The organism is Streptomyces sp. NRRL F-2580 (assembly GCF_000720115.1).
Lineage (GTDB): Bacteria > Actinomycetota > Actinomycetes > Streptomycetales > Streptomycetaceae > Streptomyces.
Map to the genome: position 1 here is coordinate 54,651 of NZ_JOIR01000005.1, position 23,381 is coordinate 78,031.

At 70.6% G+C, this 23,381-nt stretch carries 23 protein-coding genes; 19 read left to right on the forward strand and 4 right to left on the reverse strand.

Going from position 1 to position 23,381, the window contains the following annotated elements; translation table 11 throughout:
- Positions 1–23 precede the first annotated feature (23 nt).
- The 15 genes from prmC (at position 24) to IF88_RS0106415 (ending at position 13,701) form a co-directional block, all read left to right on the forward strand.
- Positions 24–869 (forward strand): peptide chain release factor N(5)-glutamine methyltransferase, encoded by an 846-nt coding sequence (gene prmC / locus IF88_RS0106340; protein ID WP_030708130.1) that lies wholly within the window; start codon positions 24–26, stop codon positions 867–869.
- 49 nt (positions 870–918) lie between these two features.
- On the forward strand, positions 919–1,566 hold the full coding sequence (locus IF88_RS0106345; protein WP_030708132.1) for an L-threonylcarbamoyladenylate synthase: 648 nt from the start codon (positions 919–921) through the stop codon (positions 1,564–1,566).
- Entirely contained in the window at positions 1,563–2,195 is a 633-nt protein-coding gene (locus tag IF88_RS0106350) for a low molecular weight phosphatase family protein (protein ID WP_030708134.1), read from the forward strand. The genes IF88_RS0106345 and IF88_RS0106350 overlap by 4 nt, the downstream gene beginning before the upstream one ends.
- Before the next feature lie 130 nt (positions 2,196–2,325).
- Positions 2,326–3,555: a serine hydroxymethyltransferase gene (gene glyA / locus IF88_RS0106355; RefSeq protein ID WP_030708136.1), complete on the forward strand. Its 1,230-nt coding sequence runs from the start codon at positions 2,326–2,328 to the stop codon at positions 3,553–3,555.
- A gap of 116 nt (positions 3,556–3,671) precedes the next feature.
- Entirely contained in the window at positions 3,672–5,006 is a 1,335-nt protein-coding gene (locus IF88_RS0106360; RefSeq protein WP_030708138.1) for an MraY family glycosyltransferase, read from the forward strand.
- 274 nt (positions 5,007–5,280) lie between these two features.
- Entirely contained in the window at positions 5,281–5,718 is a 438-nt protein-coding gene (locus IF88_RS0106365) for a hypothetical protein (protein WP_030708140.1), read from the forward strand.
- Positions 5,719–5,931: 213 nt separating this feature from the next.
- Positions 5,932–6,768 (forward strand): F0F1 ATP synthase subunit A, encoded by an 837-nt coding sequence (gene atpB, locus IF88_RS0106375; protein ID WP_037805558.1) that lies wholly within the window; start codon positions 5,932–5,934, stop codon positions 6,766–6,768.
- Between the two features lie 81 nt (positions 6,769–6,849).
- Positions 6,850–7,077, forward strand: a complete 228-nt coding sequence (gene atpE, locus IF88_RS0106380; RefSeq protein ID WP_030386954.1) for an ATP synthase F0 subunit C — start codon at positions 6,850–6,852, stop codon at positions 7,075–7,077.
- A gap of 41 nt (positions 7,078–7,118) precedes the next feature.
- A complete protein-coding gene (locus tag IF88_RS0106385; protein WP_030708144.1) occupies positions 7,119–7,661 on the forward strand; it encodes a F0F1 ATP synthase subunit B in 543 nt (180 codons plus the stop codon).
- Positions 7,658–8,473, forward strand: a complete 816-nt coding sequence (locus IF88_RS0106390; RefSeq protein ID WP_030708146.1) for a F0F1 ATP synthase subunit delta — start codon at positions 7,658–7,660, stop codon at positions 8,471–8,473. Before IF88_RS0106385 ends, IF88_RS0106390 begins: the two co-directional genes overlap by 4 nt.
- 129 nt (positions 8,474–8,602) lie before the next feature.
- Positions 8,603–10,198, forward strand: a complete 1,596-nt coding sequence (atpA, locus tag IF88_RS0106395; RefSeq protein ID WP_030708148.1) for a F0F1 ATP synthase subunit alpha — start codon at positions 8,603–8,605, stop codon at positions 10,196–10,198.
- 20 nt (positions 10,199–10,218) lie between these two features.
- The gene (locus tag IF88_RS0106400; protein ID WP_030708150.1) at positions 10,219–11,136 is read left to right on the forward strand and encodes a F0F1 ATP synthase subunit gamma; all 918 of its coding nucleotides are present in this window, start codon (positions 10,219–10,221) and stop codon (positions 11,134–11,136) included.
- Complete coding sequence (gene atpD / locus IF88_RS0106405) at positions 11,136–12,578, forward strand: F0F1 ATP synthase subunit beta (protein ID WP_030708152.1); 1,443 nt, start codon at positions 11,136–11,138, stop codon at positions 12,576–12,578. Before IF88_RS0106400 ends, atpD begins: the two co-directional genes overlap by 1 nt.
- A gap of 140 nt (positions 12,579–12,718) precedes the next feature.
- Positions 12,719–13,090 carry a F0F1 ATP synthase subunit epsilon gene (locus IF88_RS0106410; RefSeq protein ID WP_030708154.1) on the forward strand — a complete coding sequence of 124 codons (372 nt, stop codon included), beginning with the start codon at positions 12,719–12,721 and terminating at the stop codon, positions 13,088–13,090.
- Positions 13,091–13,254: 164 nt separating this feature from the next.
- The gene (locus IF88_RS0106415) at positions 13,255–13,701 is read left to right on the forward strand and encodes a DUF2550 domain-containing protein (RefSeq protein ID WP_030708156.1); all 447 of its coding nucleotides are present in this window, start codon (positions 13,255–13,257) and stop codon (positions 13,699–13,701) included.
- A gap of 208 nt (positions 13,702–13,909) precedes the next feature.
- Here IF88_RS0106415 and IF88_RS0106420 read toward each other — a convergent pair whose 3' ends face one another.
- The 3 genes from IF88_RS0106420 to IF88_RS0106430 all read right to left on the reverse strand — a co-directional run bounded on the left by IF88_RS0106420 (position 13,910) and on the right by IF88_RS0106430 (position 17,781).
- Positions 13,910–15,763, reverse strand: coding sequence for a glycosyl hydrolase family 18 protein (locus IF88_RS0106420; protein WP_030708157.1), 1,854 nt, complete (start codon positions 15,761–15,763; stop codon positions 13,910–13,912).
- Positions 15,764–15,946: 183 nt separating this feature from the next.
- Positions 15,947–16,600 (reverse strand): response regulator, encoded by a 654-nt coding sequence (locus tag IF88_RS0106425; RefSeq protein ID WP_030708159.1) that lies wholly within the window; start codon positions 16,598–16,600, stop codon positions 15,947–15,949.
- Positions 16,597–17,781, reverse strand: a complete 1,185-nt coding sequence (locus IF88_RS0106430) for a sensor histidine kinase (protein ID WP_051836533.1) — start codon at positions 17,779–17,781, stop codon at positions 16,597–16,599. Before IF88_RS0106430 ends, IF88_RS0106425 begins: the two co-directional genes overlap by 4 nt.
- Positions 17,782–17,944: 163 nt before the next feature.
- On the opposite strand from IF88_RS0106430, the gene IF88_RS0106435 reads away from it, so the two are divergent.
- The gene (locus IF88_RS0106435; protein WP_030708163.1) at positions 17,945–18,517 is read left to right on the forward strand and encodes a hypothetical protein; all 573 of its coding nucleotides are present in this window, start codon (positions 17,945–17,947) and stop codon (positions 18,515–18,517) included.
- A gap of 6 nt (positions 18,518–18,523) precedes the next feature.
- Here the strand turns inward: IF88_RS0106435 and IF88_RS0106440 are convergent, their stop codons facing one another.
- Positions 18,524–19,096 carry a cob(I)yrinic acid a,c-diamide adenosyltransferase gene (locus IF88_RS0106440; protein WP_030708165.1) on the reverse strand — a complete coding sequence of 191 codons (573 nt, stop codon included), beginning with the start codon at positions 19,094–19,096 and terminating at the stop codon, positions 18,524–18,526.
- Positions 19,097–19,322: 226 nt separating this feature from the next.
- On the opposite strand from IF88_RS0106440, the gene IF88_RS0106445 reads away from it, so the two are divergent.
- The 3 genes from IF88_RS0106445 (at position 19,323) to IF88_RS0106455 (ending at position 23,381) form a co-directional block, all read left to right on the forward strand.
- Positions 19,323–20,171 (forward strand): 3-hydroxyacyl-CoA dehydrogenase family protein, encoded by an 849-nt coding sequence (locus IF88_RS0106445; protein ID WP_030708166.1) that lies wholly within the window; start codon positions 19,323–19,325, stop codon positions 20,169–20,171.
- Positions 20,172–20,348: 177 nt separating this feature from the next.
- Entirely contained in the window at positions 20,349–20,672 is a 324-nt protein-coding gene (locus IF88_RS0106450; RefSeq protein WP_030708167.1) for an STAS domain-containing protein, read from the forward strand.
- Between the two features lie 192 nt (positions 20,673–20,864).
- On the forward strand, positions 20,865–23,381 hold the full coding sequence (locus IF88_RS0106455; protein WP_051836536.1) for an ATP-binding protein: 2,517 nt from the start codon (positions 20,865–20,867) through the stop codon (positions 23,379–23,381).

Below are 23,381 nucleotides of genomic sequence, written 5' to 3' on the forward strand. Positions count from 1 at the left end.
CGACAGCAGCCCGGAGGACCAGCGTGAACTTGCTGCTTGCCGAGGTGGCCCAGGCCACCCAGCGGCTGGCCGCCGCCGGCGTGCCCTCACCGCGTTTCGACGCGGAGGAGCTCGCGGCCTTCGTGCACGGCGTCAAACGGGGGGAACTGCACCACGTCAAGGACGCGGACTTCGACGCCCGCTACTGGGAGGCCGTCGCCCGCCGCGAGGCGCGCGAGCCGCTCCAGCACATCACCGGACGCGCCTTCTTCCGGTACCTGGAGCTCCAGGTCGGGCCCGGGGTGTTCGTGCCCCGGCCCGAGACCGAGTCGGTCGTCGACTGGGCCATACACGCCGTCCGGGCGATGGACGTGGTCGAGCCGATGATCGTGGACCTGTGCACCGGCTCCGGCGCCATCGCGCTGGCCATGGCGCAGGAGGTGCCGCGCTCGCGCGTGCACGCGGTCGAGCTGTCCGAGGACGCCCTGCGGTGGACCCGCAAGAACGCCGAGGGCTCCCGGGTCAGCGTCCACCAGGGCGACGCCCTGAGCGCCCTGCCGGAGCTCGACGGCCAGGTCGACCTGGTCATCTCCAACCCGCCGTACATCCCGCTCACCGAGTGGGAGTACGTCGCCCCCGAGGCCCGCGACCACGATCCGGAGATGGCGCTCTTCTCCGGCGAGGACGGCCTCGACACCATCCGCGGCATCGAGCGCACCGCCCACCGGCTGCTGCGGCCCGGCGGCATCGTCGTCATCGAGCACGCCGACACCCAGGGCGGCCAGGTTCCGTGGATCTTCGCCGAGGAACGGGGCTGGGCCGACGCGGCCGACCACCCGGACCTCAACAACCGTCCCCGCTTCGCGACCGCGCGCAAGGCACTGCCGTGACCGGCGCGACCATTCCCGCCACCCCCCTGCTGCACGAGGAGGCCCGCTGATGGCCCGGCGATACGACTGCAACGACGCGACGGACCGTAAGACGGGTCTGCGTGAAGCCGCATCCGCCGTGCGCCGCGGCGAGCTCGTCGTGCTGCCCACCGACACCCTGTACGGGATCGGCGCGGACGCCTTCAGCCCGGAGGCCGTCCACGACCTGCTCGCCGCCAAGGGCCGGGGGCGCGGTATGCCCACCCCGGTGCTCATCGGCTCCCCGAACACCCTGCACGGCCTCGTCACGGACTTCTCCGAGCAGGCGTGGGAGCTCGTCGACGCCTTCTGGCCGGGCGCGCTGACGCTGGTCGCCAAGCACCAGCCCTCCCTGGCGTGGGACCTGGGGGACACCAACGGCACGGTCGCCGTCCGCATGCCCCTGCACCCCGTCGCGATCGAGCTGCTGACCGAGGTCGGCCCGATGGCGGTGTCCTCGGCCAACCTGTCCGGGCAGCCGGCGCCCGAGGACTGCGACGCCGCGCGCGAGATGCTCGGGGACTCCGTGTCCGTGTACCTGGACGGCGGCCCGACGCCCGGCATCCAGCCGTCGTCGATCGTCGACGTCACCGGGAAGGTTCCCGTCCTGCTGCGGGAGGGCGCGCTCAGCGCCGAGCAGCTGCGGGAGGTCGTACCCGACCTCGAGGTCGCCCCGTGAGCCCTGAGGGGCGTGGCATAGCTGGGGGAAACACTTTCCGCATACTCCACGTCAGCACCGGCAACGTGTGCCGCTCGCCGATCACCGAGCGGCTGACGCGGCACGCCCTGTCGCACCGGCTGGGCGGGATCGTGACCGGCGACCTCATCGTGGAGAGCGCCGGTACGTGGGGCCACGAGGGCGCCCCGATGGAGGCCAACGCGGCCGCCGTGCTGGCGGACTTCGGGGCCGACGCCTCCGGTTTCACCGGGCGCGAGCTGCTGGACGAGCACGTGATACGCGCCGACCTCGTCCTGACCGCCACCCGTGACCACCGGGCGCAGGTCATCTCGATGGGTCACTCCGCCGGGCTGCGGACCTTCACGCTGAAGGAGTTCACCCGGTTGGTGCGGGCGATAGATCCGGCCACGCTGCCGCCGCTCGACGACGGCATGGCGGACCGGGCGCGGGCGCTGGTGCGGGCCGCCGCGGCGCTGCGGGGGTGGCTGCTGGCGCCTTCGCCGGACGCGGACGAGGTGTACGACCCGTACGGGGCGCCGATCACCTTCTTCCGCTCGATCGGCGACGAGATCAGCCAGGCGCTGGACCCCGTGGTCACGGCCCTGACGGGCGTCACGGCCTCGCGCTGACCCTGCGGGCTCCGCACCAGCCCCGGCGCCTCGAACGCCGGCCGGGCCGGATCGGTCGGCGGCGCCACAGGGCGGGGTGAGGGTCGCGGGCCTACAGTGGCTGGTACCCGGTACCACCTGGAGTCGCGCCATGAGCGTCATCACCCAGCCCACGGACCTGCTGCGGCAGCAGGATCCGCAGATGGCCGACGTGCTCGAAGGGGAGCGGCGGCGGCAGGCCGGCAGCCTGCAGCTGATCGCCGCCGAGAACTTCACCTCCGCCGCCGTGCTCGCCGCGCTGGGGTCGCCGCTCGCCAACAAGTACGCCGAGGGGTACCCCGGCAACCGGTACCACGGCGGATGCGAATACGCCGACCTGGCCGAGCAGACCGCCGTGGAGCGGGCCAAGGTGCTGTTCGGGGCCGAGCACGCGAACGTGCAGCCGCACTCCGGCTCCTCCGCCGTGCTGGCCGCGTACGCCGCGCTGCTGCGGCCCGGGGACACCGTGCTGGCGATGGGGCTCCCGTACGGGGGGCACCTCACCCACGGCTCGCCCGCGAACTTCTCCGGGCGCTGGTTCGACTTCGTCGGGTACGGGGTCGACGCCGAGACGGGTCTCATCGACTACCAGCAGGTGCAGGACCTCGCCCGCGCGCACCGCCCCAAGGCGATCGTCTGCGGGTCCATCTCCTACCCCCGCCACCCCGAGTACTCGGCCTTCCGGGAGATCGCCGACGAGGTCGGGGCCTATCTGATCGCCGACGCGGCCCATCCGATCGGGCTGGTGGCCGGCGGGGCCGCGCCCAGCCCCGTGCCCTACGCCGACGTCGTCTGCGCCACCACGCACAAGGTGTTGCGCGGGCCGCGCGGCGGGATGGTCCTGTGCGGCGCCGAGTTCGCCGAGCGCATCGACCGGGCGGTCTTCCCCTTCACCCAGGGCGGCGCCCAGATGCACACCATCGCCGCCAAGGCCGTGGCCTTCGGCGAGGCGGCCCGGCCGGCCTTCACCACGTACGCCCACCGGGTCGTCGCCAATGCCCGGGCGCTGGCCGGCGCCCTCGAAGAGCACGGTTTCACCATCACCACCGGCGGCACCGACACGCATTTGATCACCGCCGACCCGGCGCCGCTGGGCATGGACGGCCCGACCGCGCGCGGCCGGCTGGCCGCCGCGGGGATCGTCCTCGACACCTGCGCCCTCCCGTACGGGGACCAGCGCGGGGTCCGGCTGGGCACGGCCGCGGTGACCACCCAGGGCATGGGCGAGGCGGAGATGCGCAGGATCGCGGCGCTGTTCGCCGCGGGGCTGCGCGGGGACGGCGCGAAGACACGTACGGAGGTCAATGAGCTGGCGCAGGAATTTCCCCCTTACGGGGAGTAATCAGGACAAGAGGGGCGTAGTGGAACCGGGATACGGACCCCTCGCGTCCTCGGGGGAGGGGACATCGCAGCTAATGTGTGGGGCTGAGATGGCCGGCGATACATCTGGGGCAGCCCGTGCGTGAATATCTGCTGACGCTTTGCGTCACGGTCGCGGTGACCTACCTGCTGACCGGGCCCGTGCGGAAGTTCGCGATCGCGGCCGGGGCCATGCCGGAGATCCGTGCCCGCGACGTGCACCGAGAGCCCACGCCACGGCTGGGCGGCATCGCCATGTTCGGCGGTCTGTGCGCGGGCCTGCTGGTCGCCGACCACCTGCGGAACCTCAACGGCGTCTTCGAGCTGTCGAACGAACCGCGCGCCCTGCTCTCCGGCGCGGCCCTGATCTGGCTGATCGGCGTACTCGACGACAAGTTCGAGATCGACGCCCTCATCAAGCTCGGCGCGCAGATGATCTCCGCCGGCGTGATGGTCATGCAGGGCCTGACGATCCTGTGGATCCCGGTCCCCTTCTTCGGCACGGTCTCGCTCACCCAGTGGCAGGGCAACCTGCTCACCGTGGCCCTCGTGGTGGTCACCATCAACGCGGTGAACTTCGTGGACGGCCTCGACGGCCTGGCCGCCGGCATGGTCTGCATCGCCGCCGCGGCGTTCTTCCTCTACGCGTACCGGATCTGGTTCGGCTACGGCATCGAGTCGGCCGCGCCGGCCACCCTCTTCGCCGCGATCCTGATGGGCATGTGCCTCGGCTTCCTGCCGCACAACATGCATCCCGCCCGGATCTTCATGGGCGACTCCGGCTCGATGCTGATCGGCCTGGTGCTGGCCGCCGGCGCCATCTCCATCACCGGCCAGGTGGACCCCGACGCCCTCGCCCTGTACGCGCAGGGCGAGCGCAACGCGACGCACGCGATGCTCCCCGTCTTCATCCCGCTGATCCTGCCCCTGACGATCATCGCGATCCCGATGGCGGACCTGGTCCTGGCCATCGTGCGGCGTACGTGGAAGGGCCAGTCGCCCTTCGCGGCCGACCGCGGGCACCTCCACCACCGGCTGCTGGAGCTCGGGCATTCGCACAGCCGCGCGGTCCTGATCATGTACTTCTGGTCAGGGCTCATCGCCTTCGGCACGGTGGCGTATTCGGTGCATTCCGCCACGATGTGGATCGTGCTCGCGATCGCCGCGCTGAGCGCCGTGGGCCTGATCCTGCTGCTCCTGCCGCGCTTCACCCCGCGCACCCCGCGGTGGGCGGAGGGTCTGGTTCCGCCGCGTTACCGGCACGCCGCGCGGGCGGCCGAGGCGGCTGCGGAAGCGGCCGCGCTGGATGCCTCGGGCGCGGAGCCGCAGCCCGCCAGGCCGATCGCGGCGGGCGTCTCCGGCGTCAACGGAGCGACCGCCGTGGGCCCCCGTTCGCGCTTCCCCGACCGGCGTAAGGCTGAATCCACCCGCTGACAGTTGCGCCGCATGTCGGACATGGGTGCCCTTTACCAGACAAGTCGCACGCCTGTCGCGCACACACGCGCAGGGTCCCTCTCATGTGTGACAGTCAGCACACCGGGCAGGTAAAGCTCTCATCAAATAGTTTGTGATACCGTTCACTAAACCCGGCGACAGAGCCGAAGGACCGTAGTGCGACGGCCCCTTGGCCCGAGGTTCTCTCTCGGACCGGGCTTACGCTCGTCCCGTACGAGTCCCGTGCCCCCACCACCACGCGGAGCAAACCGCCATGCGGTCAGATGACGTCCGATCCCTCCTGCAAGCCGCCGTACCCACGGCTGTCGCCGGCGCACTCGCCGCAGCGATCAGCGCGTTGGTCGTCGGAGGCAAGGGCGCGGTCGGGGCCGTCGTCGCGACGCTGGTCGTGATTCTTTTCATGGGCATCGGATTCGTCGTTCTGCAGCGCACGGCGAAGTCACTCCCGCACCTTTTCCAGGCCATGGGGCTCATGCTCTACACGGCCCAGATCCTGCTGCTTTTCGTGTTCGTCGCGGTGTTCAAGAACACCACCCTGTTCAATCCCAAGGCCTTCGCGATCACGCTCGTCGCCACCACCCTGGTGTGGATCGGCGCGCAGACGCGTGCTCATATGAAGGCCAAGATTCTTTACGTCGAACCGGACTCGGTGAAGGGCGACAAGCCCGAAAATCCGGGGCCGAAGTCGTGAAGGGTAGGGCCGGGATAAGCGGGCGTTCGAGATCCTGCTATCGTCCGGTGCTGCCAACTGCGGCACTGCGGGCGCGGGCATCTGAGCTGACGCCTGTCCCATCGCGAGGCTCGATGCCTGACCGCCGCCCCCACACCCGTAACACCAGTCCAGTGCCGAACAGCGGCTGTCCGCCGCGCCGACACAACGAGGTTGCCGTACCTATGCGCCACGCTGAAGGAGCCCGCGGTGAGTGCTGACCCGACGACGGTGCTCGCCTTCGAGACCGACTGCCACATCTTCGACGGTTGTGGCTTCCCGGCTCCCGGCCTGCACTCGTTCCTGTTCCAGCCGATCTTCGGCGACGCGGACAGCAACTTGTACTTCAACAAGACGATGCTGCTGGCCCTTCTCGGCTCCGTCATCATCGTCGGCTTCTTCTGGATGGCTTTCCGCAAGCCGAAGGTCGTCCCGGGCAAGCTGCAGATGGTCGCCGAAGCCGGTTACGACTTCGTGCGCCGCGGCATCGTCTACGAGACGCTCGGCAAGAAGGAGGGGGAGAAGTACGTCCCCCTGATGGTCTCCATCTTCTTCTTCGTCTGGGTCATGAACCTCTGGTCGATCATTCCGCTCGCCCAGTTCCCGGTGACCTCGATCATCGCGTACCCGGCCGGCCTCGCGCTGATCGTCTACGTGATCTGGATGAGCGTGACGTTCAAGCGCCACGGCTTCGTCGGCGGCTTCAAGAACCTCACGGGCTACGACAAGTCGCTCGGCCCGGTCCTGCCGCTCGTCATGGTCATCGAGTTCTTCTCGAACGTCCTGGTCCGGCCCTTCACCCACGCGGTCCGACTGTTCGCGAACATGTTCGCCGGTCACACCCTGCTGCTGCTGTTCACCATCGCCAGCTGGTACCTGCTGAACGGGATCGGCATCGCGTACGCGGGCGTCTCGTTCGTCATGGTCATCGTGATGACCGCGTTCGAGCTCTTCATCCAGGCTGTCCAGGCGTACGTCTTCGTCCTCCTGGCCTGCAGCTTCCTCCAGGGCGCGCTCGCCGAGCACCACTGAGCCCCGCCCGCCCCGCTCAGCCCCCCGTATTCGTCCGGTGGCCAACCCCCACCGGTCCGTGAAAGAGAAGGAAGAACTGGCATGTCCCAGACCCTTGCCGCCGTCACCGGCTCCCTCAGCTCCGTTGGTTACGGTCTCGCGGCCATCGGCCCCGGCGTCGGCGTCGGCATCATCTTCGGTAACGGCACGCAGGCCCTTGCCCGTCAGCCCGAGGCTGCCGGTCTGATCCGCGCCAACCAGATCCTCGGCTTCGCCTTCTGTGAGGCGCTCGCCCTCATCGGTCTGGTCATGCCGTTCGTCTACAGCTGACGAACCGCGATCACTAGTCCGAACCGACGAAAGGCACTGATGTGAACCTCCTGGTTCTCGCGGCTGAGGGTGGAGAGAACCCCCTCGTTCCGCCGATCCCCGAGCTCGTCATCGGTCTGATCGCCTTCGTCATCGTCTTCGGTTTCCTCGCGAAGAAGCTCCTCCCGAACATCAACAAGGTTCTGGAAGAGCGCCGCGAGGCCATCGAGGGCGGTATCGAGAAGGCGGAAGCCGCTCAGACCGAGGCCCAGAGCGTCCTGGAGCAGTACAAGGCCCAGCTCGCCGAAGCCCGGCACGAGGCCGCGCGCCTGCGCCAGGAAGCGCTGGAGCAGGGCACTGCGCTCAAGGAAGAACTGCGCGCAGAGGGCCAGCGGCAGCGTGAGGAGATCATCGCTGCCGGTCACGCCCAGATCGCGGCGGACCGCAAGGCCGCTTCCCAGTCGCTGCGTCAGGACGTGGGCAAGCTCGCCACCGACCTGGCCGGAAAGCTCGTCGGCGAGTCCCTTGAGGACCACGCCCGGCAGAGCCGCACGATCGACCGCTTCCTCAGCGAGCTTGAGGAGAAGGCCGAGGCGGCCCGATGAACGGAGCGAGCCGCGAGGCGCTGGCCTCCGCGCGTGAGCGTCTCGACGCGCTGACGGACAACACGTCCGTCGACGCGGCGAAGCTCGCCGGTGAGCTGGCTGCCGTCACCGCGCTGCTCGACCGTGAGGTCTCGCTGCGTCGGGTCCTCACCGACCCGGCGCAGTCCGGCGAGGCCAAGGCCGAGCTGGCCGGGCGGCTGCTCGGCGGCCAGGTCGGCGGGGAGACCCTCGATCTGGTGTCCGGCATGGTCCGGTCCCGCTGGTCGCAGTCCCGCGACCTGGTGGACTCGCTGGAGGAGCTGGCGGCCACCGCCGACCTCACGGCGGCCCAGCAGGGCGGCGCGCTCGACAACGTCGAGGACGAGGTGTTCCGGTTCGGCCGGATCGTCTCCTCGAGCACCGAGCTGCGTTCCGCGCTGACCGACCGCGCGGCCACCGCCTCCGCCAAGAGCGAGCTGCTGCGCAGCCTGCTCGGCGGCAAGGTGAACGCCGTCACCGAGCGCCTGGTGATCCGTCTTGTCACGCACCCGCGTGGACGTAGCCTGGAAGCGGGACTCGAGTCCCTTTCCAAGCTCGCCGCCGAGCGCCGTGACCGCATGGTCGCCACCGTGACCAGCGCGGTTCCGCTCAGCGACGTGCAGAAGGCACGCCTCGGCGCGGTGCTGGCCAAGCTGTACGGCCGCCAGATGCACCTGAACCTCGACGTGGACCCCGAGGTCCTCGGCGGGATCTCGGTGCGAGTCGGCGACGAGGTCATCGACGGCACCATCGCGGACCGCCTCGCAGAGGCGTCCCGCCGCATGGCCGGCTGACCAGCCACCAAAAGAACAAAGCATTCCTAGCGGCCCGGTTGGGCCGTGCAGAACTTGCAGAAGATTCCTGGGGGTCGCCCCCAGACCCCTAAGAAGCTTCAGGCCCAACAAGGAGAGCAGGGAACCCAGATGGCGGAGCTCACGATCCGGCCGGAGGAGATCCGGGACGCACTGGAGAACTTTGTCCAGTCGTACCAGCCGGACGCGGCCTCGCGCGAGGAGGTCGGAACGGTCAGCGTTGCCGGCGACGGCATCGCGAAGGTGGAGGGCCTGCCCTCCGCCATGGCGAACGAGCTGCTGAAGTTCGAGGACGGCACCCTCGGTCTCGCCCTCAACCTCGAGGAGCGCGAGATCGGTGCGGTCGTCCTCGGCGAGTTCAGCGGTATCGAGGAGGGCCAGCCGGTGCAGCGCACCGGTGAGGTGCTCTCCGTCGGCGTCGGCGAGGGCTACCTCGGCCGCGTCGTCGACCCGCTCGGCAACCCGATCGACGGTCTCGGCGAGATCGCGACCGAAGGCCGCCGCGCCCTCGAGCTGCAGGCCCCCGGCGTCATGGTCCGCAAGTCGGTCCACGAGCCGATGCAGACCGGCTACAAGGCCATCGACGCGATGGTCCCCGTCGGCCGCGGCCAGCGTCAGCTGATCATCGGTGACCGCCAGACGGGTAAGACCGCCCTGGCCGTCGACACGATCATCAACCAGCGCGACAACTGGCGCTCCGGCGACGTGAACAAGCAGGTTCGCTGCATCTACGTCGCCATCGGCCAGAAGGGCTCGACCATCGCGTCCGTTCGCGGCGCCCTGGAAGACGCCGGCGCGCTCGAGTACACGACGATCGTCGCCGCCCCGGCGTCCGACCCGGCCGGCTTCAAGTACCTGGCGCCGTACACCGGTTCCGCCATCGGCCAGCACTGGATGTACGCCGGCAAGCACGTCCTGATCATCTTCGACGACCTGTCGAAGCAGGCCGACGCCTACCGCGCCGTGTCGCTGCTGCTGCGCCGCCCGCCGGGCCGTGAGGCCTACCCGGGTGACGTCTTCTACCTGCACTCCCGTCTGCTGGAGCGCTGCGCGAAGCTGTCCGACGACATGGGTGCCGGTTCGATGACCGGTCTGCCGATCGTCGAGACCAAGGCGAACGACGTGTCGGCGTTCATCCCGACCAACGTCATCTCCATCACCGACGGCCAGTGCTTCCTTGAGTCCGACCTGTTCAACGCGGGCCAGCGCCCGGCGCTGAACGTCGGTATCTCGGTCTCCCGTGTCGGTGGCTCCGCCCAGCACAAGGCCATGAAGCAGGTTTCCGGCCGTCTGCGCCTGGACCTCGCCCAGTACCGTGAGCTGGAGGCGTTCGCCGCCTTCGGTTCCGACCTGGACGCCGCGTCGAAGGCCGCGCTGGAGCGAGGCAAGCGTCTGGTCGAGCTGCTGAAGCAGGGCCAGTACCAGCCGATGCCCGTCGAGGAGCAGGTCATCTCCGTCTGGGCCGGTACCACCGGCAAGATGGACGACGTCCCGGTCAACGACATCCGTCGCTTCGAGTCGGAGCTGCTGGAGCACCTGCGCCGCGAGCGCAAGGACCTCCTCACCTCCATCGCCGACGGCGGCAAGATGTCGGACGACACCCTGACGTCGATCGCGGACGCCATCGCTTCCTTCAAGCGCCAGTTCGAGACCTCGGACGGCAAGCTCCTGGGCGAGGACGCACCGGCCGTCAACGTCTCCAAGTGACGACGGAAGGGACCTGACTCATGGGAGCGCAGCTCCGGGTCTACAAGCGTCGCATCCGTGCCATCACGGCGACCAAGAAGATCACCAAGGCGATGGAGATGATCGCCGCCTCGCGCATCGTCAAGGCGCAGCGCAAGGTGGCGGCATCGATGCCGTACGCGACCGAGCTCACCCGTGCGGTGACCGCGGTGGCGACCGGCTCGAACACCAAGCACGCCCTGACCACCGAGGTCGAGACGCCGACCCGTGCCGCGATCGTGCTCATCACGAGCGACCGCGGTCTGGCCGGCGGCTACTCCTCGAACGCCATCAAGCAGGCGGAGCGGCTCACCGAGCGGCTGCGCGCTGAGGGCAAGGACGTCGACACGTACATCGTCGGCCGCAAGGGTCTGGCCTACTACGGCTTCCGCGAGCGCAAGGTCGCGGATTCGTGGACCGGCTTCACCGACAGCCCGGCCTACGCCGACGCCAAGCGCGTCGCGGGGCCGCTGATCGAGGCCATCCAGACGGAGACGGCCGAGGGTGGCGTCGACGAGCTGCACATCGTCTACACGGAATTCGTGTCGATGATGACGCAGAACCCGGTCGACGGCCGGATGCTGCCGCTCAGCCTCGACCAGGCTGCGGAGGAGAGCGGTACGAAGGGCGAGATCCTTCCGCTGTTCGACTTCGAGCCGTCGGCGGAGGACGTCCTCGACGCCCTGCTGCCGCGCTACGTCGAGAGCCGCATCTACAACGCACTGCTGCAGTCGGCCGCTTCCGAGCACGCCGCCCGCCGCCGTGCGATGAAGGCGGCGACCGACAACGCCGGAGACCTCATCAAGAGCCTCTCCCGGCTTGCCAACGCGGCCCGCCAGGCCGAAATCACCCAGGAAATCAGCGAGATCGTCGGTGGCGCGAGCGCCATGGCTGACGCGACCGCGGGGAGTGACAAGTAATGACGACCACTGTTGAGACGGCCGCCGCCACGGGCCGCGTCGCCCGGGTCATCGGCCCGGTCGTCGACGTGGAGTTCCCCGTCGACGCCATGCCCGAGATCTACAACGCCCTCAAGGTCCAGGTCGCCGACCCGGCCGAGGACGGCAAGCTCAAGACCCTGACCCTTGAGGTCGCGCAGCACCTGGGTGACGGCCTCGTCCGTACCATCTCGATGCAGCCGACCGACGGTCTGGTCCGCCAGGCCCCGGTGACCGACACGGGCGAGGGCATCACCGTCCCAGTCGGTGACTTCACCAAGGGCAAGGTGTTCAACACCCTCGGTGAGGTGCTGAACTACCCGGAGGAGAACGCCAACGTCACCGAGCGCTGGCCGATCCACCGCAAGGCCCCCCGCTTCGACGAGCTCGAGTCGAAGACCGAGATGTTCGAGACCGGCGTCAAGGTCATCGACCTTCTCACCCCGTACGTCAAGGGTGGAAAGATCGGTCTGTTCGGTGGTGCCGGTGTCGGCAAGACCGTTCTGATCCAGGAAATGATCTACCGCGTCGCCAACAACCACGACGGTGTGTCGGTCTTCGCGGGCGTCGGTGAGCGTACCCGTGAGGGCAACGACCTCATCGAGGAAATGGCCGACTCGGGCGTCATCGACAAGACGGCGCTTGTCTTCGGCCAGATGGACGAGCCCCCGGGCACCCGTCTTCGCGTCGCGCTTGCCGGTCTGACCATGGCGGAGTACTTCCGCGATGTGCAGAAGCAGGACGTGCTCTTCTTCATTGACAACATCTTCCGTTACACCCAGGCCGGTTCCGAGGTCTCCACGCTGCTCGGCCGCATGCCGTCCGCAGTGGGTTACCAGCCGAACCTGGCTGACGAGATGGGTCTGCTGCAGGAGCGCATCACCTCGACGCGTGGTCACTCGATCACCTCGATGCAGGCGATCTACGTCCCCGCGGACGACCTGACCGACCCGGCGCCGGCGACCACCTTCGCCCACCTCGACGCGACGACGGTTCTTTCCCGTCCGATCTCCGAGAAGGGCATCTACCCGGCCGTGGACCCGCTGGACTCGACGTCCCGCATCCTCGACCCGCGGTACATCGCGGCGGACCACTACGCCACGGCGATGCGCGTCAAGGGGATCCTGCAGAAGTACAAGGACCTCCAGGACATCATCGCGATCCTCGGTATCGACGAGCTGGGCGAGGAGGACAAGCTCGTTGTCCACCGTGCCCGTCGCGTCGAGCGCTTCCTGTCGCAGAACACCCACGTGGCGAAGCAGTTCACCGGCGTGGACGGTTCGGACGTTCCGCTCGAGGAGTCGATCACCGCGTTCAACGCGATCTGCGACGGTGACTACGACCACTTCCCCGAGCAGGCGTTCTTCCTGTGCGGTGGCATCGAGGACCTGAAGGCCAACGCCAAGGAGCTGGGCGTCTCCTGATCCGGCGCGCTCCGCGAGGGGCGCATCCGGTTCGACGGTTCGACGGAGAGGGGCGGGTGTGTCCCGTCCCTCTCCCCACGCCCATTAGAATTTGACCCAACACCCGGCTGACCCGCCGGGTGGTGACCCGAGGAGCCACCTTGGCTGCTGAGCTGCACGTCGAGCTGGTCGCGGCGGACCGCAATGTCTGGTCCGGCGAGGCCACCCTTGTTGTCGCCCGCACCACGTCCGGCGACATCGGCGTCATGCCCGGTCACCAGCCGCTTCTCGGTGTGCTGGAATCGGGCCCTGTGACCATCCGCACCAGCGAGGGCGGCACTGTCGTCGCCGCGGTGCACGGCGGTTTCATCTCGTTCGCGGACAACAAGCTGTCCCTGCTGGCCGAGATCGCCGAGCTCGCGGACGAGATTGACGTCCAGCGTGCGGAGCGGGCACTGGAGCGCGCGAAGGCGGAGGCGGACGCCGCCGCCGAGCGTCGCGCTGATGTCCGGCTGCGCGCCGTAACGGGCTGAATGCCCGTCGGAGTTTGAACCGCTGAGTACCGGGGGGCGACCGTCGGTACCCGGCAGACCTCAGCCGCGGTCCGTTCTGGAATTTTCCAGACCGGGTCGCGGCTGAGGCGATGCAGGTCGTTTTTTTCTCATGCGGTATTCGATGAGCGAGGAGGTCGGTGAAGATGCTCCTCGCTCTGCTTGTGAGCGGCCTGGTGGTAGCCCTGGTGGTGATCGGGCTGTTTGTCTTCGGGCTGCGCCGCAGGCTCATCCAGCGGTCCGGCGGGACCTTCGACTGCAGCATGCGCTGGGGCGTGGCCGACAAGCCCGACGTCTCCGGCAAGGGCTGGGTGTACGGGGTCGCGCGCTACAGCGGTGACCGGATCGAATGGTTCCGGGTCTTCTCGTACTCCCACCGGCCGCGCCGGCTGCTGGAGCGGTCCTCCATCGAGGTCGTCGCCCGCCGCGCCCCGGAGGGCGAGGAGGAGCTGGCCCTGCTCTCCGACGCCGTCGTGCTCGGCTGTCTCCACCGGGGGACCCGCCTGGAGCTGGCGATGAGCGAGGACGCGCTGACCGGATTCCTGGCCTGGCTGGAGGCGGCGCCTCCCGGCCAACGGGTGAATGTTGCCTAAATTCCTTTCCCGTTGGGTGGGGGTCCCCCCGGACGAAGTCTGGGGGAGGGTGAATGTTGCCTAAATTCCTTTCCCGTGGCGTGGGGGTCCCCCCGGACGAAGTCTGGGGGAGGGTGAATGTCGCCTGGGTTCCGGTGGCCTGAGGCCTTCAGGACGTGAAGAAGCCGGGGAGACGGGGGCGGACCCGTCTCCCCGGCTTCCGTCCTTCCTACTGCAGCCCGGTGTGGATGGCGTTCGCGAGCTCACCGTTGGCGGTGTCCCCGCTGAACTCCCAGAAGAAGGCTCCCTTGAGGCCCTGCTGCTTGGCCCAGGTCATCTTCCCGGCGATGGTGGCGGGCGTGTCGTAGCTCCACCAGTTGCTGCCGCACTTCGCGTAGGCCGTGCCGGCGATGGTGCCGGTGGCCGGGCAGCTGGTCTTGAGCACCTTGTAGTCCTCGATGCCCTGCTCGTAGGTGCCCGGGGCGGGCCCGGTGGCGGTGCCTCCGGGGGCCGCCTGGGCGACGCCGGTCCAGCCGCGGCCGTAGAAGCCGATGCCGAGGTTGAGCTTGGCGCCGGGGACGCCCTTGGCCTTGAGCTTGGCGATGGCGTCGGCCGAGTTGAAGCCGGCCTGCGGGATGCCCGCGTACGAGGTGAGCGGGGAGTGCGGGGCCGTCGGGCCCTGCGCCGCCCAGGCGCCGAAGAAGTCGTACGTCATCACGTTGTAGAAGTCGACGTACTGCGAGGCGCCGCCGTAGTCGGCCGCGTCGATCTTGCCGCCGCTGGAGGCGTCGGCGGTGATGGCGGCGGTGACCAGGTTGTTCGCGCCGAACTTCGCGCGGGTCGCCTGCATCAGGTTCTTGAAGGCGGCCGCGCCGCTGGTGTCACAGGACAGTCCGCAGGCGTTCGGGTACTCCCAGTCCAGGTCGATCCCGTCGAAGACGTCGGCCCAGCGCGGGTCCTCGACGAGGTTGTAGCAGGACTGGGCGAAGGCGGTCGGGTTGGCCGCGGCCTGCGGGAAGCCGCCGGACCAGGTCCAGCCGCCGAAGGACCACAGGATCTTGATGTTCGGGTAGGCCTTCTTCAGCTTGCGCAGCTGGTTGAAGTTGCCGCGCAGCGGCTGGTCCCAGGTGTCGGCGACGCCGTCGACGCTCTGGTCGGCGGTGTAGGCCTTGTCGTAGTCGGCATAGGCGTCACCGATGGTGCACTGGCCGTTCTGGACGTTGCCGAAGGCGTAGTTGATGTGGGTGATCTTGCTCGCGGTCCCCGAGGTGACCAGGTTCTTCACGTGGTAGTTGCGCCCGTAGACGCCCCACTCGGTGAAGTAGCCGAGCTTGACCTTGCCGCCCGGGTCCGGGGGCTGGGTGCCGCCGGTCGTCGTGAACGACACGGTGACGGACGCGGCGCCGGTCTGGTCGATCGTGTCGCGCGCGACCACGTGGTAGCTGTACGTGGTGCCCTTGGTCAGGCCCGTCTGGGCGTAGGTGGTGCCGGTGACCGTGGCGATCTTGGCGCCGTCGCGGTAGACGTCGTAGTTCTTGATGCCCTTGTCGTCGGTGGCGGCGCCCCAGCTCAGGGTCAGTGAGGTCTCGGTGATGTTGGAGGCGGTCGGGGCGCCCGGGGAGGAGGGGGGAGCGTCGCCCGGCTGGGTGGAGCCGTCACAGGATGCGCCGTTGATCTTGCAGCCTGTGGGGGAGCCGCCGCCGGCGCCGTTGAAGCCGAAGCCGGCGCTCGCGCCGGGGGCGAGGGTGCCGTTCCAGCCGACGTTCTTGGCCGTCCAGTGGGTCCCCGAGCCGGTGACGGTGGCGTCCCAGGCCGAGGTGACCGAGGTGCCGGCCGGGTAGTCCCACTCCACGGTCCAGCTGGTGAGGGTGGTGGTGCCGGTGTTCTTCACCACCCACTTGCCCTCGAAGCCGGTGCCCCAGTCGGAGACCTTGGTGTACGTCGCGGTCGCCGCGGCGGCCGCCTGGGCCGGGGCGGCGAGCACGACGAGCCCGGTGACGGGCAGGGCGAGCGCGGCCACGATCGCCGCGACGCGGGTGAAGAACCGGGTGCGCCTGGTGCGGGGTGGGGATGCTGTGCTCAAGGGTGATCCTCCGTAGGTCCGTCTCGGTCGTGGGGGACCTCGACATGGGGGTGGGACCTGCGCCGCCCGTGAGCACGCTTTGTCATGGCACGCTCACCACAGTGTTGCGGCGAGCGTAGAAAGGTCTGGACCAACCGTCAAGAGGTCCAGACCGGTACGCGCGCGGCCGCCCCGGGGCCGGACCTATATCCCCAACTCCTGCGCCAAGACCGCGGCTTGGAGTCGGCTGCGCAGTTCCAGCTTGCCGAGCAGGCGGCTGACGTGCGTCTTCGCCGTCGCCTCGGCCATCTCCAGCCGCTGGGCGATCTCCGCGTTCGACAGGCCCTCGCCCAGCGCGCTCAGCACCTCCCGCTCCCGCGGGGTCAGGGAGGCCACCGCCGCGGCCGTCTCCGGCGCCGGGGTGGCCCGCGCCGGCCGGGGCGCCGCGAACTCGGCGATCAGCCGCCTGGTCACCGCCGGGGCGATCAGGCCCTCCCCGCGCGCGACCGTCCGTACCGCCCCGATCAGCTCCGCCGCGTCCGCGTTCTTCAGGAGGAAGCCCGCGGCCCCCGCCCGCAGCGCCCCGAAGACGTACTCGTCGAGGTCGAACGTGGTCAGTACCAGCACATCGGCCAGCCCCTCCGCGACCACCTGACGCGTGGCGGACACCCCGTCGAGCCGGGGCATCTGGACGTCCATGAGGACGAGGTCCGGCCGCAGCTCCCGGGCCAGGCGCACCGCCTCCTCCCCGTCGCCGGCCTCGCCCACCACCTCGACGTCCCCCGCGCTGCGCAGGATGAGCACCAGCCCGGCCCGTACCGCGCTCTGGTCCTCCGCCACCACCACCCGGATGGTCATGCCTCCACCGCCTTCTCCTCCGCGGGCAGTGTCGCCCGCACCTGCCACACCGCGCCGGACCGGCCCGCCGCGAACTCTCCGCCCAGCAGCTCCGTCCGCTCCCGCATGCCGATCAGACCCGCCCCGGAGCCGGGGGCGCGGGGGCCGGGCCGCTCGCCGTACGGGGAGTCCACCGCCACGGTCAGCAGTCCGTCGGCGCGTGCCACAAGGACCGTGACCGTGCCCGGGGCGGCGTGCTTGAGCGCGTTGGTGAGCGATTCCTGCACGATCCGGTACGCGGCCAGCTCCACGGGGGCCGCCGCCGGCTCCCCGGACGGCCGCTCGTCGTGGAGCACGAACGTCAGCCCGCTCGCCGAGCCGTTGGTCCCGGCCTGCGCGACCAGGGCGTCCAGGCCGTCCAGCGAGGGCACGGCGACCGGCTCCTGGCCGCCCCCGGCATCCCGCAGCAGCCCGATCAGACGCCGCATTTCGGCCAGCCCCTGCACGCTGTTCTCGCGGATCACGCCGAGCGCGTCGCGGCTGGTCGCGGCCGTGTCGATGGAGAGCGCGGCGGTGGAGTGGATGGCGATGGCGGAGAGGTGGTTGGCCACCATGTCGTGGAGCTCCCGGGCCATCCGGGCGCGCTCGGCGGCCACGGCCTGGGTGCGGTCCATCTCGGCCAGCAGCGCGGTCTGCTCCGCGCGCAGCCGGGCGGCCACGGCGGCCTCGCGGTGGTTGCGCAGGGTGGCGCCGGTCAGCGCCGGGCCGAAGCTCACGATGCCGGTGACCGCGCCGATCAGCAGGGCCTGCGGGGTGCGCAGCCAGGCCAGCGAGGCGATGGTGACCACGACGGTGATCAGGCCGGTGGTGACCGGGAGCCGCCGGGCCATGGCCGGTTTTCCGTACACGACGGCGGCGTACATCAGGTCGGTGAAGATCACGACGGTGGCGAGGCTGCCGACCGTGAACTGGTCGGCGATCACCCCGAGGGTGCCGACGGCCAGGGTCAGATTCGGCTTGGTGCGGCGCAGCAGCTCCATCGCGCCGAGGGCCACGAGGGGGACCAGGGCCGCCCAGGCCGGCAGGAAGCCCCGGCCGGGGCTGCTGTAGACGCCGAGCGACCAGAAGACCAGGCCCGCGAGCACGCTGACCACCGCGAGGAGGACGTCGTCACGGTGGGGGCGCAGGCTCTTCGGGGTCACGGTCCCATCCAACAGGGTGCGTGGGCCGCGCACGTCGGCGGAGGGGCCGAGGTGCGGCTACATCGAAGGGTGCAGGCCCACATGGTCAATGGCGACGACGAAACGGGCCCGGCGGGACGGGAGCCTGGAAGGGAACGGAGAACCCGAGCGGACGGAGAGTCCCATGATCGTCGCGCTGATCATCGCCTGCGAGGTCGGCTTCTGGGTGCTGCTGGCGGCCGGACTGGCCCTGCGGTACCTCGCGAAGATGCCCAGGCTGGGGGCGGCGGTCCTGCTGTGCGAGCCCCTGATGGAGCTGGTCCTGCTGGTGGTCACCACGATCGACCTCAAGAACGGCGCCGAGCCGGACTGGAAGCACGGTCTGGCCGCGCTCTACATCGGCTACACCGTCGGCTACGGCCACTACACGATCAAGTGGCTCGACGGGCACGCCGCCCACCGGCTGGCCGGGGGCCCCAAGCCGGCCGGCGCCGGGTACGGGAAGGCGCGGGCCGTGCACGAGTGGAAGCTGTGGGTCCGTACCGTCGTCGCGGCCGCCGTCGCCCTCGGCCTGCTCCAGGTGGCCATCTGGTACGTCGGAGACGCGGGCGACGTCAGCTCGCTCAAGGCGTGGCAGTTCGGCGCCCTGCGCGCGGTCGGCATCCACGCCCTGGTCGCCGTCGCGTACACGATCTGGCCGAAAAAGGCCCCCGCGGGCGTCGAGGAGCGGCCCGCACTGGCGAAGACCGGCCGATAGCGCGCCCTACCGCTCGCCGCCCGGTACCCAGAGCACGTCACCGACCTCCTTGTTGGCCACCCGCGCCAGGATGAACAGGAGGTCGGAGAGGCGGTTCAGGTAGGTGGCGGTCAGCGGGTTCATCACCTCGCCGTGCACCTCCAGCGCCGCCCACGTCGAGCGCTCGGCGCGCCGGACCACCGTGCAGGCCTGGTGCAGCAGGGCCGCGCCGGGCGTGCCGCCGGGCAGGATGAAGCTGCGCAGCTTCTCCACCTGCTCCAGGAAGAGGTCGCAGTCCGCCTCCAGCTTGTCGATGTAGAACTGCTCCACCCGCAGCGGCGGGTACTCCGGCTTCTCGACCACCGGCGTGCACAGGTCGGCGCCCACGTCGAACAAGTCGTTCTGCACGCGGACCAGGACCTTCACGACCTCCGCCGGCAGCCCGCCGAGCGCGATGGCCGTCCCGATGGCCGCGTTGGCCTCGTTGGCGTCGGCGTACGCGGAGATCCGCAGGTCGGTCTTGGCCGTGCGGCTCATGTCGCCGAGGGCGGTCGTGCCCGAGTCGCCGGTACGGGTGTAGATGCGCGTGAGGTTCACCATGCGGCCAGCGTAGACGGACCGCCTCCGGCCGCGGCGAGCCGGAGGACGGCTGAACTGGAGGGCTGGGCACGGGTGCTGGGCCGTACCGGTGTGATGTCCGTCATCTGAGACGTGACGCGTGTTACTTCGCGGTCACACCGCACCGCCCGGACGCTAGTCTCCGCCGGAGTGGCTACGAGACCGTGCCGTATTTGAGACTGGTCATTTGAAGAACGTGGGGTGTGCAGTGGCTGGGAAGCTCGCCGTCATCGGTGCCGGACTGATGGGTTCCGGGATCGCTCAGGTCTCCGCTCAGGCGGGTTGGGACGTCGTGCTGCGCGATGTCACCGACGCCGCGCTGACCCGTGGCACGGACGGGATCAAGGCCTCGTACGACAAGTTCGTCTCCAAGGGCAAGCTGACGGCCGAGGACGCCGAGGCGGCGCTCGCGCGCATCACGACGACCACCGACCTCGACGCGGTGGCCGACGTGGACATCGTCGTGGAGGCCGCCTTCGAGAAGATCGAGATCAAGCACGAGATCTTCCGGGCCCTCGACAAGATCGTCCGTGAGGACGCGATCCTCGCCTCCAACACCTCCGCCATCCCGATCACCAAGATCGCGGCCGTGACGGAGCGTCCGGAGCGGGTCGTCGGCGCGCACTTCTTCTCGCCCGTCCCGATGATGCAGCTGTGCGAGCTCGTGCGCGGCTACAAGACGAGCGACGAAACCCTCGCCACCACGCGGGCGTTCGCCGAGTCCGTCGGCAAGACCTGCATCGTCGTCAACCGCGACGTCGCCGGCTTCGTGACGACCCGTCTGATCTCCGCGCTGGTCGTCGAGGCCGCGAAGCTGTACGAATCGGGCGTGGCCTCCGCCGAGGACATCGACATCGCATGCAAGCTGGGCTTCGGCCACGCGATGGGGCCGCTGGCCACCGCCGACCTCACGGGCGTCGACATCCTGCTGCACGCCACCAGCAACATCTACACCGAGTCGCAGGACGAGAAGTTCGCGCCGCCGGAGCTCATGCGCCGGATGGTGGACGCGGGCGACATCGGCCGCAAGAGCGGCCAGGGCTTCTACAAGCACTGAGGCCGGGCCAGCCACCGAGCACCACCGTTCGAATATTTCGTTCACCCCTCCGGGTGAATTAGGTATCGGTTCGCTCACGGTCGGCAACTTCCCTGCCCGTGGGGCAGTCAGTTGAAGTGAGAGTTGCCGACCACGGACCAGTCGGACCATACGTACGCAGTACTGCCGGGAGTACACATGCACATCAGGGGCGACCACGCCGAACTCGCTGTCGGGGGCCGCCTCGACGTGCGCAGCGCGGCGGACGCCCGTACGGCCCTCCACACCGCGCTCGACGACGGCCGCGGCGACCTCGTGCTCGACCTCACCGGGCTCGACTCCTGGGACGCGACAGGCCTCGGCGTGATCATGGGCGCGCACCGGAGGGCCGGCCGGACCGGCCGGCGCCTCGTCCTGCGCGGGGTGCCGCCCCAGATGCAGCGGCTGCTCGTCGCGACCCGCCTGCACCGGATCCTCGCCATCGAGGGCGGCCTGGAGGCGGAGTCCCTGCCCCGCGTCTGAACGGCAGGCCGCTGACCTTTGCATTTCCTGCGGAAACGTAACGGTCCGGTGGTGATCGCCCCCCTGCGGTTTCCCGCACCACCGGCCACGGTCTAGGGTTCGGGCGGAAACCGGACCAGGAGCGACCGCGGGCGCGCCGAGGCCGGGCGGTACGACGGCGAGGCGCGCGGCCCGCGATCGGGGGACTGGGTCATGGACCGTACACAGGGGCAGACCGAACAGGACGGGCAGTCCGCAGGCGGCTCCGCGCCGCCCGTGCCCGGATCCGGGCAGGCTCCGGCCCCGTCCGCCACGACCGCCGCGCCCACGCCGCAGGGGCCCGCACGGGTCGTCACCCTGACAGCCGGCGACTTCACCCTCACCGTCAACCCGGTCGACGGCAGTGAGATCGAGCCGCTCCGCCCCGGCACCGAGCGGGGCCGCCCCGCCAAGCGCGACGCGGCCGCCCGTACGGCCCGGGAGCGCGCGGCACGGGTACCCGCCCTGCCGGGCCCCGGCGGCCCCATACCCGCCCTGCTCGGCCGCGACGAGGAGCAGGAACGCCTCGTCCGGCTGCTGGCACGGGGCCGGTCCGTACGGCTGACCGGGCCTTCCGGATCCGGCCGCAGCGTGCTGCTCGACGCGGTCGCCGCCCGGTGCGCCGGCCTCGCGCCCGACGGCCTCGTGCGGCTCTCCGGGTTCGGGCACCAGCAGCCCTCGGAACTCCTCCAGACGCTCTACGCGACCGTGTACGACGCCCCGGGGGAGCGGCCCGAGCGGGACGAGCTCCTCGCCCGCGTACGGGACATCGGCGCCATCGTCCTCCTCGACGACCTGGAGATGGGCGGACCCGCCCTCGACGAACTGCTGCGCGCCACCCCCGAATGCGCCTACCTGCTCGCCACGACCCCCGACACCCGCTCCCCCTCCGACGACTCGCACATCGAGGAGGTCTTCCTCACCGGGCTGGCCAAGGCCGACTGCCTGGAACTGCTCGAAGCGGGCGTCCGACGGCCGCTGACGGACGAGGAGACCGCCTGGGCGGGGGACCTGTGGTTCGCCTCCGAGGGGCTGCCGCTGCGCTTCGTACAGGCCGCCGCGCTGCTGCGGCAGCGGGACGAGCTCAACCACACCGCCGAGGACGACGACGAGGAGGAGCCCGGCGTCTTCGACGAGCGCCCGCGCGACCCCGCGCAGGTGCCGCTGCCGACGCTGGCCGAGGGCGCGGCCCCGGCCGAGCTGCTGGCCTCGCGGGTCAGCGAGTCGGCGCGGGCGGCCCTGCGGATCGCCTGCGCGCTCGGCGGGGAGCTGCCGCACCACGCGCACCTGCCGGCCCTGGTGGGGGACACCCACGCCGACACGGCGGTGGCGGAGCTGCTGGCCTGTGGGCTGCTGACGGGCGTCGGGACGCGCTACCGGCTGGCCGCGGGCGTCGCACGGCAGCTGGAGGAGGCCGGGTACGGGGACACCGCCGCGGAGGAGGCCCGTACGGCCGCCCGGCACTACGCCTGGTGGACCGGGCACGCCTCGGTGACCCCGGAGCGGGTCGCGGCCGAGGCGGACGCGGTGCTCGCGGCGCTGGCCGGCGCCGACGTGGTGGCGGCGGTGCTGCTGGCGCGGACGGCGGCTCCGGCCTTCGCGGGCTCGCTGCACTGGGAGGCGTGGGAGCGGGTGCTGCGCTCCGGAGCGGAGGCCGCGCGCAAGGCGGGAGAGGTGGCCGAGCAGGCGTACTTCCACCACGAGCTCGGCGTGCTGGCCCTGTGCGAGGGGCGCCTGGACCGCGCCCGGGCCGAGCTGGAGACCTCGATCGGGCTGCGCGGCGCGCTGGCCGACAAGCGGGGCACGGTGGCCGGGCGGCGCGCCCTGGCGCTGGTCGTGGACCGGGAGACGGAGGTGGCGGCGTCGCCGCCGCTGCGGCTGGAGGCGCCGGCCGCCCTCGGGGCGGGTTCGGAGGCGCTGACGGTGCCGACCCCGGCCACCCCGGCCACCAAGGCCATCGCGGCCACCCCGGCGGCCTCGTCCGCCCCGACCGCCCCGCTCGCCAAGGCCGCCCCGGCCGCGAACCGGCCGGCCCCGTCGGCCCGCGTCGCCCCCGTGGTGCCCGTGGGCCCGGTCTCCGCCGAGGCGGTGACGCGGATGACCCCGGTGGTGCCGGTGAACCGGAGCCCTGAGCCGCCCACGAAGCTGTCGGAGGTGTTCGAGGACGCCTTCCCGCTGTCGCCCAAGCCGGCCCCGCCCGCCGCCCCGAAGCCCGCGCCCGCGCCGGACCGGCGCCCGGACCGGCGCAAGCTGGTGCTGCTGGCCGGGGCGGGAGCCCTGACGGTGGTGGCGCTGGGCACGGTCGTCGCACTGGCGCTGGGCTCCTCGGACGACACGCCGCCCGCGCAGGGCCCGGCGGTCTCCTCGACCCCGTCGGCCGTGGTCACGCCGACCGTGCCGAGCGTCAGCGGGAACGATCCTGCACCGGAGCCGCCGGCGGCCTCGGCCCCCGCTTCGGAGGCCGCGCAGCCGGGGCAGAGCGCCACCGCCCCGACCCCGGGCCGCACGCCGGGCCGGACCCCGTCCCGCCGCCCGTCCGCGACGCCGCCGAACTCCCCGCCGCCGTCGTCGGTTTCGCCCCCGCCGACCACCGCGGGGCCGTCCCCGACGCCGACCGAGACCGCCGAGCCGTCGCCGACGGCCACCCAGGCGGTCACGGCCACCGCCGCCTCGCCCACCGCGGGCCCGTGA

Excerpts from the sequence above, each read along its gene's own strand:
- IF88_RS0106455 (WP_051836536.1), top strand. The coding sequence starts at position 20,865 with ATGGACCGTACACAGGGGCAGACCGAACAGGACGGGCAGTCCGCAGGC.
- atpA (WP_030708148.1), top strand. The coding sequence starts at position 8,603 with ATGGCGGAGCTCACGATCCGGCCGGAGGAGATCCGGGACGCACTGGAG.
- IF88_RS0106440 (WP_030708165.1), bottom strand. The coding sequence starts at position 19,096 with ATGGTGAACCTCACGCGCATCTACACCCGTACCGGCGACTCGGGCACG.
- atpD (WP_030708152.1), top strand. The coding sequence starts at position 11,136 with ATGACGACCACTGTTGAGACGGCCGCCGCCACGGGCCGCGTCGCCCGG.
- IF88_RS0106390 (WP_030708146.1), top strand. The coding sequence starts at position 7,658 with ATGAACGGAGCGAGCCGCGAGGCGCTGGCCTCCGCGCGTGAGCGTCTC.
- IF88_RS0106345 (WP_030708132.1), top strand. The coding sequence starts at position 919 with ATGGCCCGGCGATACGACTGCAACGACGCGACGGACCGTAAGACGGGT.
- IF88_RS0106415 (WP_030708156.1), top strand. The coding sequence starts at position 13,255 with ATGCTCCTCGCTCTGCTTGTGAGCGGCCTGGTGGTAGCCCTGGTGGTG.
- IF88_RS0106435 (WP_030708163.1), top strand. The coding sequence starts at position 17,945 with ATGATCGTCGCGCTGATCATCGCCTGCGAGGTCGGCTTCTGGGTGCTG.
- IF88_RS0106400 (WP_030708150.1), top strand. The coding sequence starts at position 10,219 with ATGGGAGCGCAGCTCCGGGTCTACAAGCGTCGCATCCGTGCCATCACG.
- atpE (WP_030386954.1), top strand. The coding sequence starts at position 6,850 with ATGTCCCAGACCCTTGCCGCCGTCACCGGCTCCCTCAGCTCCGTTGGT.
- glyA (WP_030708136.1), top strand. The coding sequence starts at position 2,326 with ATGAGCGTCATCACCCAGCCCACGGACCTGCTGCGGCAGCAGGATCCG.
- IF88_RS0106425 (WP_030708159.1), bottom strand. The coding sequence starts at position 16,600 with ATGACCATCCGGGTGGTGGTGGCGGAGGACCAGAGCGCGGTACGGGCC.
- IF88_RS0106365 (WP_030708140.1), top strand. The coding sequence starts at position 5,281 with ATGCGGTCAGATGACGTCCGATCCCTCCTGCAAGCCGCCGTACCCACG.
- IF88_RS0106450 (WP_030708167.1), top strand. The coding sequence starts at position 20,349 with ATGCACATCAGGGGCGACCACGCCGAACTCGCTGTCGGGGGCCGCCTC.